At 37.2% G+C, this 12,884-nt stretch carries 8 protein-coding genes; 3 read left to right on the top strand and 5 right to left on the bottom strand.

All coding sequences use genetic code 11. The annotated features are described in order from the left end of the window. Positions 1–350: 350 nt before the first annotated feature. Entirely contained in the window at positions 351–1,547 is a 1,197-nt protein-coding gene (locus B3I52_RS14210) for a pyridoxal phosphate-dependent aminotransferase (protein WP_293302411.1), read from the bottom strand. A gap of 72 nt (positions 1,548–1,619) precedes the next feature. Continuing rightward, positions 1,620–2,012, bottom strand: a complete 393-nt coding sequence (locus tag B3I52_RS14205) for a DUF1573 domain-containing protein (protein WP_293302409.1) — start codon at positions 2,010–2,012, stop codon at positions 1,620–1,622. Between the two features lie 132 nt (positions 2,013–2,144). On the opposite strand from B3I52_RS14205, the gene B3I52_RS14200 reads away from it, so the two are divergent. Together B3I52_RS14200 and B3I52_RS14195 are read left to right on the top strand one after the other, a co-directional pair. Next, the gene (locus B3I52_RS14200; RefSeq protein ID WP_293302408.1) at positions 2,145–4,571 is read left to right on the top strand and encodes an alpha-ketoacid dehydrogenase subunit alpha/beta; all 2,427 of its coding nucleotides are present in this window, start codon (positions 2,145–2,147) and stop codon (positions 4,569–4,571) included. A gap of 133 nt (positions 4,572–4,704) precedes the next feature. Further along, positions 4,705–6,747, top strand: coding sequence for a tetratricopeptide repeat-containing sensor histidine kinase (locus B3I52_RS14195; protein WP_293302406.1), 2,043 nt, complete (start codon positions 4,705–4,707; stop codon positions 6,745–6,747). Positions 6,748–6,979: 232 nt separating this feature from the next. Here the strand turns inward: B3I52_RS14195 and B3I52_RS15935 are convergent, their stop codons facing one another. Further along, positions 6,980–7,351 carry a LytR/AlgR family response regulator transcription factor gene (locus B3I52_RS15935; RefSeq protein WP_366941083.1) on the bottom strand — a complete coding sequence of 124 codons (372 nt, stop codon included), beginning with the start codon at positions 7,349–7,351 and terminating at the stop codon, positions 6,980–6,982. A gap of 258 nt (positions 7,352–7,609) precedes the next feature. Here B3I52_RS15935 and B3I52_RS14190 point away from each other — a divergent pair, with 258 nt between their 5' ends. After that, the gene (locus B3I52_RS14190) at positions 7,610–11,032 is read left to right on the top strand and encodes an FG-GAP-like repeat-containing protein (RefSeq protein ID WP_293302404.1); all 3,423 of its coding nucleotides are present in this window, start codon (positions 7,610–7,612) and stop codon (positions 11,030–11,032) included. A gap of 309 nt (positions 11,033–11,341) precedes the next feature. On the opposite strand, the gene B3I52_RS14185 is transcribed toward B3I52_RS14190, so the two are convergent. Both B3I52_RS14185 and B3I52_RS14180 read right to left on the bottom strand, forming a co-directional pair. Next, complete coding sequence (locus B3I52_RS14185; RefSeq protein WP_293302402.1) at positions 11,342–12,088, bottom strand: LytR/AlgR family response regulator transcription factor; 747 nt, start codon at positions 12,086–12,088, stop codon at positions 11,342–11,344. Positions 12,089–12,249: 161 nt separating this feature from the next. After that, complete coding sequence (locus B3I52_RS14180; protein WP_293302400.1) at positions 12,250–12,876, bottom strand: DUF1684 domain-containing protein; 627 nt, start codon at positions 12,874–12,876, stop codon at positions 12,250–12,252. Positions 12,877–12,884: the final 8 nt, after the last annotated feature.

The raw sequence follows: 12,884 nt of genomic DNA, 5'->3' as shown, positions 1-12,884 counted from the left end.
AGTATCGGAGGTGACGGTAAATTGGCGTTTGGTCTCCCGAAATTAATTCGGGACTAGCTTTTAAGGATCTATCTAATCATTTTTTTAATAAACATAGCCTTAAGCGTTTGACTTACAGTGTGAAACATCCAAAACTCACGTTAAGTTAAGCGCTGGTGGGGATGCCAACACTTGATTTTGCGGACGTTGGCGCTCTGGCTAAAGGACTAAACATTCTTAACTTAATGATACATTGGACTTGACCTATTGCATAACCAAAGCCAAAGTCCCATAATTCAGGTTGTTTAGGCCATAAAAAAGCCTCAGGGTTGTTAACTCTGAGGCTTTAATTTTTTTAAGAAGCAGCAGAATTATACTCTTCCAGGATATTGTTGTAAAGCAATTTCAAGGCAGTCCATAGCTGCATTCAAATCATCAACATTTAACACATACGCCATGCGCACTTCATTTTTTCCAGATCCTGGAGTAGAATAGAAACCCGTAGCAGGAGCCATCATTACAGTGGCATTATTGTGTTCAAATTTCTCTAAAATCCATTGGCAAAATTTATCGGCATCGTCAATTGGAAACTTAGCTACTACATAAAAAGCACCACCCGGATTTGGGCAAAAAACACCATCAATGCTGTTTAAACGACCAACAAGGGTGTCTCTACGTAGGGTGTACTCTTTGCTAACTGCTTCAAAATAACTATCAGGTGTGTCAACAGCGGCAGCGCCAGCAATTTGCTCTACCATACCAGGGCTTAAACGAGCCTGTGCAAATTTCAACCCCGATTTGATCACTACTTTGTTTTTGGTAATTAAACAGCCTAAACGAGCGCCACAAGCACTGTAACGTTTAGAAACCGTATCCATCACCACAACGTTTTCATCTAAGCCATTTAAGTGCATAGGCGAAATAAATTCTCTGCCATCATAGCAAAATTCACGGTAAGCCTCGTCAGAGAATAAGAATAAGTCGTATTTTAAGCAAAGTGCTTTTAATGCTTCTAATTCTTCTTTCGAATATAAGTAACCTGTTGGGTTGTTTGGGTTACATATAATAATTGCTTTGGTTTTTTCGGTAATCAGTTTTTCAAACTCTGCAATTGGAGGTAATGCAAAACCATTATCTATGTACGATAAAATAGGTTTAACTACTACGTTACTCATGCAGGCAAAGCCATTGTAGTTGGCATAAAAAGGCTCGGGTATAATAATTTCATCACCCTCATTTACACAAGTTTGCATGGCAATGGTAATGGCTTCAGAGCCTCCTACAGTTACCAAAATATCTTCTGGTGTAATGTTGTAGCCTAGTTTGTTGTAATATTCTGTTAGTTTTTTTCTATAGGCCAAGGTGCCTTCAGATGGGGTGTATGCCCAAACATCAAAATCAATGTTTTTAACGGCATTTAACATTCCTTCTGGGGTAGCAATATCGGGTTGTCCAATATTTAAATGATATACCTTTTTACCAGCAGCTTTAGCTTGGTCGGCAAAAGGGGTAAGTTTTCTGATGGGTGAAGCGGGCATTTGAAACCCTTTTTCTGATATTTTTGGCATAGGGCAAAAATATAAAAACCCCACTAGATTAAGTGAGGTTTTTATTAAAAAATACTTTATATTAAATAATTGTTATTTAGTGGTATTAGCTACGGTTTCGCCTTTCAAATACAGAACTTTAGTTGTTGTTCTGGCATTAGAAGTTACTGTTACGGCCATGTTAAAAGGAAGGGGCGAACCAGATTTTTTTACGGTAACTTTAATAAAGCCTTTTTCTCCTTTTTTTACAGGAGTTTGTGTGTACTCGCCCACGGTGCAACCACAGGTTGGCTCTACCTTAGTAATAATTAAAGGTGCTTCACCTTCGTTAGTGAAGTTAAACGTATAACTAACAGCCTGATCTAGTTTAATCTTTCCAAAATCGTGTGTTTCTTTTTCAAACTTAAATTCTGCCGGTTTGGTTTGGGCGTTTGCAGTAAATCCTAATCCTACTATGGTAACCAATAAAAAAAATAACTTTTTCATAATCTTAATTGTTTGCTTCAAATTTATGTGTTTAATAGTTTAAAACAAAAAGTATTCCAAATATTATTTGCCGCCATCTTTAATCGAGAATAAGAAAGAATTGTATCTTTGCCACTTAACAAATTGTTGCTCATGATGCCAACAGATAATGTGTTTACGAACGAGATTGATACTTCAGAATTAAGTTTTGATGATTTTAAAACCATCGTAATAAACGACTACAGGATTGCTGTGGAGAGCCGTCAGGCTAGTTTGTTGGGACGTAAAGAGGTATTAACGGGCAAGGCTAAGTTTGGCATATTTGGCGACGGTAAAGAAGTGCCGCAATTGGCCATGGCCAAAGTGTTTAAAAAAGGCGATTGGCGTTCGGGTTACTACAGAGATCAAACTTTTGCTTTTGCCACTGGTATTAGCACCCTTAAAGAATTTTTTGCACAATTGTATGCTAATCCTGATGTTAAGGCAGAACCCGCTTCGGCAGGCAGGCAGATGAACAGCCATTTTTCTACCCGATCTTTAAACGATGACGGTACCTGGAAAAACTTAACCGAAATTAAGAACAGTTCTCCTGATATTTCTACCACAGGGGGGCAAATGGCACGCTTGGTGGGCTTGGCCTATGCTTCTAAACTATATAAACAAAATAAAGAGCTCAATTACCTAAAAAATTTCTCGGTTAATGGCAATGAAGTAGCTTTCGGCACCATTGGCAACGGATCTACCTCTGAGGGTGTATTTTTTGAGGCTTTTAACGCGGCAGGCGTACTACAGGTGCCAATGGCCATTTCTGTGTGGGATGATGGTTATGGAATTTCCGTTCCGGCTAAATATCAAACTACAAAAGAAGATATTTCTGAAGTTTTAAAAGGATTTCAGCGTGAAGATGGTACAAACGGCTACGAAATATTTAAAGTTAAAGGCTGGGATTATCCCGCTTTGTGCGAAACATACTTAAAGGCAATTGAAATTTGTAGAAACGAGCACGTACCTGTTTTAATACATGTAACTGAAGTTACACAGCCACAGGGGCATTCTACTTCTGGATCTCACGAACGCTATAAATCTAAAGAGCGTTTGGCATGGGAAAAAGAACATGATTGTATTGTGAAGATGCGTGAATGGATGATCGAATCGGCGGTTGCTACCAAAGAAGAGCTCGACGAACTAGAAGAAACCGCTAAAAAATACGTTAAAGAAATACAAAAAGAAGCTTGGAACGAATTTTTAGACACCATTAAACAAGAGCAGGCCGATGTAGTGCGCATGATTAATAATCTTGCTAATGGCGACCCTAATCTTAGTAAAATAGCTGCTCAGCTGGCTTCAACACACGATGCTTTGCGCAAAGAAGTAGTTTCGGCAGTTAGAAAGGCCATTAGATTAAGTGTAAATAATTTATCTGCCGAGAGAACCACCCTTATTAATTGGTATGAGCAAAAAACAGTAGATTTTACAGAACTATACAACTCTAAATTATATACAGAAGGGGTAGAGAGCCCATTTAACGTTGCACAGGTTGAAGCAGCATACAGTGATGATGGCAAAATGATAGATGGTAGAGAAATCTTAAACGCCTGTTTTGATGCCAATTTTGAAAGAGATCCAAGATTGTTGGCCTTTGGAGAAGATTTAGGACATATTGGCGATGTAAATCAGGGCTTTGCAGGTATGCAGGCTAAATATGGCGAATTAAGGGTGGCCGATACCGGAATTAGAGAAATGACCATTGTGGGGCAGGGTATAGGTTTGGCCATGAGAGGTTTAAAACCAATTGCCGAAATCCAATATTTAGATTATTTGCTTTATGCGCTTAATATGCTGAGCGATGATTTGGCCACGGTTTCCTATAGAACAAAAGCCGGTCAAAAAGCGCCGTTAATTATCAGAAGTAGAGGACACAGGTTAGAAGGGATTTGGCACTCTGGCTCGCCAATGGGAATGATTTTGGGTTCGTTGAGAGGCATACATATTTGTGTGCCCCGTAACATGACACAGGCTGCCGGTATGTACAATACATTATTCCGATCTGATGAGCCTGCTTTGGTGATAGAATGCTTAAATGGCTACCGTTTAAAAGAAAAATTACCTAATAATGTAGGCGAATTTACGGTGCCACTAGGTAAAGCAGAGCTCATTAAAGTAGGTACGGCAATTACCGTAGTGAGCTATGGCTCTACCTTACGAATAGTGCAAGAGGCGGCCGAAGAATTAGCTCAATTAGGCATTGATATAGAGCTTATAGACTTGCAAACACTGTCGCCTTTTGATTTGGATGGGCTATGTGCAAAATCGTTGCAAAAAACCAATAAGTTACTAGTGGTAGATGAAGATGTGCCAGGCGGAGCAAGTGCGTTTATTTTACAACAAATACTAGAAAAGCAAAAAGGTTATTACTTGTTAGATGGACAGCCACGCACTTTAACAGCTAAGGCACATAGGCCGCCATATGGTTCTGATGGTGATTATTTCTCGAAACCATCGGTAGATGATATTGTAGAAATGGCTTATGCAATGATGTCTGAAACTAACCCTGGTAAATTTCCAAAACTTTATACTTAGAAACTGTTTAAAAATGATATTAATATTTTACAGGTTGGGTTTGGTGAGGACACCAAACTATAGCTATGGGCTGTAGGCGGGTGTCACCATCCGCCTATGTATTTATTCTTATTGAAATTTAAACAGTTTCTTAATGTTTGCAATTAAGTATCTTTTCTTAACGCTATTGTTCTCGATATTTTTTATTGGGAACACTTATGCCCAAAAAAGTGAATACGATAATTTGGTACGGCAAGTTGATAGTTTGCTCGATGCCGATAAAAGTTACCACAAAGAAGATACGATAAAACTACATTTATACGAAAATCTACAGAGAGTCTATATAAAATTAGATAAAAGTAAAGAAGTAAGCCTTTACACGGATAAAACCGCTACGCTAGCACAAAAGCTTAATTTAAAAGCTGCTGTTGGTAAAGCTTATTACAGAGTGGGGTTTTACCATCATAATTATAGCAACTATTCTTCAGCAGAAGATTATTATTTACGCTCTATTACAGAGTTTTCGGCATTACAAGATAAAGAATGGATGGGGGGTGTCTATCAAAACTTGAGTGCCATGTACGTGAATATTCCTGATTATATAAAAGCACTAAATGCAAATTTTAAGGCAATAGAACTGTTTAGTAGCATTAAAGATGAGGGGGGTGTTGCAGGTTGTTATTATAATATCGCTAATATTTATAAAGATTTAAATCAGTATGGTACTTGTATTCGGTACTTAGAAAAAGCATTAGCTATTTTTCAAAAAAATAAAGGAAACGATTATGGTGTAGCGTTGTGTTACGCTAATTTAGGTGAAGTTTATTTTAATGTAGAAAAAAGAGAATTAAAGCCAAATGGTAAAAGATTTCAAAAAACTTTACAAGCGCTCGAACAATCTTTAAAAATTGCGGATAAGGTAGGTTATGCTGATTTAAAAGGAAATATATTTCTAACTAAAGGGCATGTTTACCAAGCTTTAGGTGATAGAGAATTGGCCTTGTCGTTTTATCAAAAATCGGCAGCTAATTACGCTAATGCAACCGGGAAGAAGGAAAAAGCAGGAGGCTTAATGGCTTTGGCAAATTTTTATATCGATGATAACCAGTATGCCGACGCCATACCATTGTTAGCTGAGGTAGTAGCAATAGCCAATGAAAATAAACTATTGGGCTTGCAACGCGATGCTTATTTAGCTTTGAATAAAATTGCTGAAAAAAAAGGGAATTACAAGGAAGCGTTAAAATGTTATAAGAAATATGTTTTTTACAAAGAGCAAATTTTTAACCAGGAGAAAGAAAAAGAAATCACTAGAAAACAGCTAAAGCTCGATTTTTCTATCAAAGAGAAAGCCTATCAAGACAAACAGGATTTTCAACAAAAGTTGGCTTTTTTGCTCGCGGCCTTAGTATTAGTGTTGTTTAGCGCTGCAATATTGGTATATAGAAGTCAGCGTAAAACTGCTAAACTAAACCAATTGGTAATAGCGCAAAAAGAAGAGCTAGAAAAATTGGGCAAGGTTAAAGACCGCATTTTTAGCGTAGTAAGTCATGATATGCGCACTCCAGTAAATTCGCTGATGTCTTTCATCAACCTATTAGAAATGGGCAATGTTAGCGAAGAAAAGCTAAAACGTTACGCCGCTAATCTTAAAAACTCGTTAGGCTATACTTCTACCATGATGGAGAACCTGCTGAACTGGGCATACGGACAAATGGATGGGTTTAAACCCCATATCGTATCGTTACCTGTGGCCAGCACCTTGGCAAATTTGGTAGCAGCAATGCAAGAACAGGCATCGCAAAAAAAGATAAGCTTAACTTTAGTTGACGAGCACAATGCTGCTGTTTTGGCCGATAAAGATATGTTTTTGTTGGTGATAAGAAACTTAGTAAGCAACGCCATAAAATTTACCCCCGAAAATGGAGCTGTGCAAATATCGGTTATCGAAAAAAATGGCGAAACGCAAATTAGCATACAAGACAGTGGGGTAGGGCTACCATCACAAGACGTTGCCGATTTTAACAATGCGCTACATTTTGGTGTAAATAAAACCACTTTAGGTACCAATAACGAAAAAGGTACAGGTATTGGTTTATCACTATGTAAAACATTTGTTCATCTTATGAATGGCAGAATTTCCTTAAAAAGTGAAGTAAATAAAGGTTGTACCTTTTTTATTGATCTCCCCAAGTAATCTTTATATACTGGGAAGGTGCTTTTGTATACTAAAATGATATGTTCATCGACTATTCTAAAATAATAAAGTCGCTTAGTATATATTTGAGTTAAAGTTTTTAGAAGAAGATGTTGCACCCCATGAAATACTTGAAAAATAGAATGTTTTGGAAGTTTTTGGTGAATTTTTCGGCCTACGTTTACAACGATGTTGTCAAGCAAAATAGGTTTTCTAAAAAGTTGAAATAGGTTTATTTTTTACTATTTCTAATCAAAGTTTTATCTGTAATAAATGATATGATTTGATCTCGATAAGATGCACTCAATGGTACTTTGAAATCATTTTCTAATATGATTTCTTGAAGATTAGCGCTAACGATCTTATTAAAATTTACGATGTATTGTTTGTGGACCCTAAAATAGTAGTTTGGAAGTTGGTGCTCCAAGTTTTTTAGGTTAATTAGAGTGTTATGCACGCCGTTTGGGGTAAAGAGTTTGGAGAAATCTCCCAAGCTTTCAATGTAAACTATTTCATCATAATTTAGGCGTGTGTATCCTTTAGTTTCTTTAATAAAGAAAATGCCATTTTCATTGGTCTCATACGTTTTAGAAACTACGCACACTCTCTATTTCATTATTATCTATAATTAAGCAATTATACCTCATATTCGCTAATTTACAACATTTAGCGGGTATTTAAAAAGATGTAAACTTTTCCCTGCTCGGCAGTTAGTAATATTGGTAATGCTAAAATTTTTAACTTCTGAAGAATATTGTTCATATACTTTTTTCATAGGTTCATATACTTGTTTACTGTACGGTTTTTTTATTATCTAGGTTTGATGCTGTTATAAATAGATCATTTTAAAAGCTTAATAGATATGATAAAACAATTACTGGCTCTCTTTATTTGTACAAGCTTTAGCCTATTGGCTATGGCACAAGTACCAATTATTTCCAATGTTAACCCATTAAATGCCAAGGTGGGCGCTACCTTAACCCTAACTGGTAGTAATTTTAATATCACTGCTAGTCGTAATGTGGTGTTTTTTGGTGCAACAGCAGCAGTGGCAACAACTGCAACAGCAACCACTATCACGGTAAAAGTACCAGCTGGAGCAACTTATGCAATGCTCTCTGTATTAAATACGCAAAACAACTTAACAGGCAGCAGTAAGCAATACTTTAACCCTACTTTTAGCCCCAATAAAGGCAGCATTACTCTTAACGACTTAGCAGCTAAAAAAGATTTTAATATTGAAGGAAATGCTTCTTCAGTAGCCATAGGCGATTTAGATGGCGACGGAAAACCAGACTTGGTTGTAACTAGTTCAAGTTCAAATACGGTATCGGTATTCCGTAATACCAGTAGCTCCGGAAGTTTAGACGCATCTTCATTTACAGCTAAACAAGATTTTACTACTGGCGAATATCCTGTTTCAGTAGCCATAGGCGATTTAGATGGTAACGGGAAACTAGACCTAGTAGTAGCTAATTCAAGCTCAAATTCGGTGTCGGTATTTCGTAATACCAGTAGCGTGGGAAGTATCAATGCTTCTTCATTTACAGTTAAACAAGATTTTGCTACAAGCTTTTATCCTACTTTCGTAGCCATAGGCGATCTAGATCGTGATGGCAAACCAGACTTGGTAGTAACTAATGGGAGTTCAAATTCGGTATCGTTATTCCGCAATAGCGGTAGTTTAAACAACATTAATTTTGCGGTTAAAGAAGATTTTGATACAGGTGATGGTCCTCAATCAGTAGCCATAGGTGATATAGATGGTGACGGAAAGCCAGACTTGGCAGTAGCGAACACGTATTCAAGTACGGTATCGGTATTACGCAATAACAGTAGCTCTGGAAGCATCACTGCGTCTTCATTTGCAGCCAAACAAGATTTTTCTACAGGTAGTTATCCTTATTCGGTAGCCATAGGCGATGTAGATGGTGACGGAAAACCGGACTTGGTAGTAACTAATGGGAGTTCAAATACGGTATCAGTATTCCGCAATACCAGTAGTTCTGGAAACATCACAGCCTCTTCATTTGCAGCTAAACAAGATTTTGCTACTGGTAATTATCCTAGTGTTGTAGCCATAGGCGATATAGATGGTGATGGAAAACCAGATATGGCAGTAGCTAATTCATTTTCAAATTCGGTATCGGTATTCCGCAATACCAGTAATTTAAGCAACATTAATTTTGCGTTTAAACAAGATTTTGCTACAGGCAATTTTACTCAATCAGTAGCTATTGGAGATTTAGATGGTGATGGAAAACCAGACCTGGCAGTAGCAAATTTTAGTTCAAATTCGGTATCGATATTGGGTAATCACTCTCAATATGCGCCAATTATTACTAGTGTTAGCCCATTAAATGCTGCTGTGGGTACTAATTTAACCTTAACTGGCAGTAATTTTAATGCCACTGCTAGCAATAATGTGGTGTTTTTTGGTGCAACAGCAGCAGTGGCGACAGCCGTAACAGCAAACACCATTACAGTAAAAGTACCAGTAGGAGCAACTTATTCAATGTTGACCGTATTAAATACGCAAAACAACTTAATGGGCAGTAGTAAACAGTACTTTAACCCCACTTTTAGCCCCAATAAAGGTAGCATTAGCCTTAACGACTTAGCAGCTAAACAAGATTTTACTACTGGTGAATTTCCTTCTTCAGTAGCTATCGGCGATATAGATGGTGACGGAAAACCTGACTTGGTAGTAGCAAATTATAGTACAAACGTTGTGTCGGTATTCCGGAATACCAGTAGCTCTGGAAGTTTAAATGCCTCTTCATTTACAGCTAAACAAGACTTTACTACTGGTCTTCAACCTCAATCTGTAGCCATAGGCGATGTAGATGGCGACGGCAAATTAGACCTAGTGGTAGCAAATCCAGGTTCAAATACTGTATCGGTGTTCCACAATACCAGCAGCTTGGGGAGTATAGACGCCTCTTCATTTGCAGCTAAACAAGATTTTATTACTAGTACTAATCCTATATCAGTAGCCATAGGCGATGTAGATGGTGACGGAAGACCAGACCTAGTAGTAGCTAATGTAAATGCAAATTCGGTATCGGTATTTCGCAATACCAGTAGCTCTGGAAGCATCAATGCCGCTTCATTTGCAGCTAAACAAGATTTTATTGCAGGTACTCAACCTCAATTAGTAGCCATAGGCGATGTAGATGGTGATGGAAAGCCAGATCTGATAGTAACTAATACGGGTTCAAATACGGTATCGGTATTCCGCAATACCAGCAGCTTGGGTAGCATAGATGCCTCTTCATTTACAGCTAAACAAGATTTTACTACAGGTACTAGTCCTACGTCAGTAGCCATAGGCGATTTAGACGGTGACGGAAAACCAGACCTTGTAGTAACTAATTTAAGTTCAAATAGGGTATCAGTATTCCATAATACTAGTAGCTTGGGGAGCATAGATGCTTCTTCCTTTGCAGCTAGACAAGATTTTACTACGGGTATTGCTCCTTCCTCAGTAGCCATAGGCGACATAGATGGTGATGGAAAACCCGACCTGGTAGTCGCAGCAAAAAATATCTCAAATTTGGTAACAGTATTCCGTAATACTAGTGTACAAGGAATCATTAATGCTGCTTCATTTTCAACTAAACAAGATTTTACTGCAGGTAGTTATCCTACTTCAGTAGCCGTAGGCGATGTAGACGGTGATGGAAAACCCGACCTAGTGGTTGCTAATGAAAATTCGGTATCAGTTTTACGTAATAATCCTCAAATCGTGACACTACCTGTAAGTTTCGGCACGTTTACTGCTGATCTACAATATAATAGCGTTAAACTTGCTTGGAACACGCTTAGCGAAACCAATAATAAAGGTTTTTTAATAGAAAAAAGTATAGATGGCATCAATTTTAGCACTTTAGCATTTTTAGACAGCAAAGGCACTAATGCTAATACTTATGCTTTGTATGATAATAGCCCTGCTAATGGTACCAATTATTATCGTTTAATACAACAAGATAACGACGGTAAAGAAAACGAACTTGGCGTTAGACATGTAATCTTTAGCCTTACATCTTCTATCGTAAAAATCCATCCAAACCCAACAGAAAACCACGTTTCGCTAAAATTCTTACCTAACTACTTTACTAATTTGCGAGTAACAGATTTAAATGGCAAGGTATTACAGCATACCACAATAAATGCTACAGAAGGTAGTAAAGAGATTTCGCTGGGAGCATATCCGGCAGGTGTTTATATCATTACATTGGGTGGCAAAGACAACGCTGAAAGCCATAAGATAGTTAAAAAGTAATTGATGGAGGGCTGTTAACACTACATATAATATGCGAGATTAGAAATCTCCAAAAATAAAAATTGGTAATCTATAACAATTTAGATATATGTCTAATAGCAGGAGCGTTTCTTCGGGAACGCTCTCTGCGTTTAAAGTTCAATCTTCTAACGAAAATAAAAGAATTTGGGTGTTTAAATTGCTGATTTCAACTTATACAGCCTTTTGGCAAACTGTATATTGCACAGAAATTGACAATATTTTAATGTTTATCTGATAACACCTAGGGGCTTGACCCGATGAATTTTTTGTAATAACAGTAATCGTTCTTTACCCTTTACTTTGCCTTACCAAAGTTTTTTTGTCAATATGCTCCATTAGCTTATCCCGGTAGGATACACCTACGGGAATAACGTGTTGTTTGTTGAGAGTAATCTCATTACCTGTAATTTTGGTAATCAGGTTTTGGTTAATGATAAACTGTCGATGTATCCTTATAAAATTATTGGGTGAGAGTTGCAGTTCTATGTTTTTAAGGTTAATGAGTGCTAAATGTTCTTCCCCGTTGCACAAGTTTATTTTAGAAAAATCACCAAAACTCTCTATATACAATATTTCGTTGTTGTTTACGCGTATGTGCCCCTTGTTGTCCTTAATAAAAAAGAAATCCTCGTCATCGTTTCCTTGTTGGTAATTTTCTGGTTTTTGTGTTTTTTTTAGGTTCAGGTACTCAGTGGCTTTGTTTACAGCCTTTAGCAGGCGCTCAAAACTAACGGGCTTTGCAATAAAATCTAAGGCATTAAGGTCGAAACTTTCTACGGCATGTTCTAAATGAGAGGTGATAAAAATAAATACGGGCGGATTTTTAATGGTCTTTAAAAGTTCAATTCCAGAAAGATCTGGCATGTCAATATCCGAAAAAACAATATCTATCTGCTCGTTGGCAAGAATTTTAATGGCTTGCATGGCATCTGCACAAGTAGCCTTAATTTCTAAAAAACCAATTTTATTTAGATAGATTTCAACAAGATCTCTTTCTATTTCGTTATCGTCTATAATGATGCAGCTATATCTCATTGCGGTTAAATATAGGGTATTCGTAGTAGAATAGCCCAATGGTTTTTTAGTAAATAAGTTTAAAGGCATTCGTTTCCTTTTATCGCCATAAAAACAGACAAAAGGTTAAAAGGAAAAACACCCATGATGCTGGATATGGGTTGATAAATATATATGGCGACTTAGTTGGCTTGACGTTTCTTTTTCTCGCCCAGATATTTTTTCTCACCTGCTTTAATTTCTAATTGTAAATCGTTTTCTTCGGGTGGAATAGGGCAGCGGTAGCCATCACTGTAAGCGCAATAGGGGTTGTAGGTTTTATTAAAATCTAACTCTATTTTACCGTTTACAATGTCTGTGCTTTTTAAATCTATATACCTACCTCCACCATAGGTTTCCTTGTTATTGGTCTGATCGGTGAAGGGTAAAAATAAATGATCTTTATACGCTGCATTGGCAGCTAAGGCAATATTTTTATATAATGTTAGTTGTACAGGCGTACCATTTAACTCGAAAGTAAGCTTCGCATAGCGGATATAGTTTGCAGTGGTACCAGCGTAAGTAGGCATTTTGAAAACTTTTTCACCTGTTAAAATGGTAGCTTTAGCACTTACCTTGTAATTACTATCGGCATCATAAAATCTAAGATGTTTTAAATCAATTTCTTTTAAGGGCGAGTGTTCGTTACTCACAAAATCGGCTTTAAAATGCGCTCGGTGAGCAGCAATTTTTTCAGCAAAAGATTGGGCAAAACAAGTATTGCCTACCAATAGTATCAGTAAAATTAAATATTTATACCTGTTGTGCATTTAGGAAA

The sequence above is a fragment of the Pedobacter sp. UBA4863 genome (assembly GCF_002399615.1).
Taxonomy (GTDB): domain Bacteria; phylum Bacteroidota; class Bacteroidia; order Sphingobacteriales; family Sphingobacteriaceae; genus Pedobacter.
Note: the sequence above shows the minus strand (reverse complement) of the source record. Positions and strands in the feature narration are given on the sequence as shown.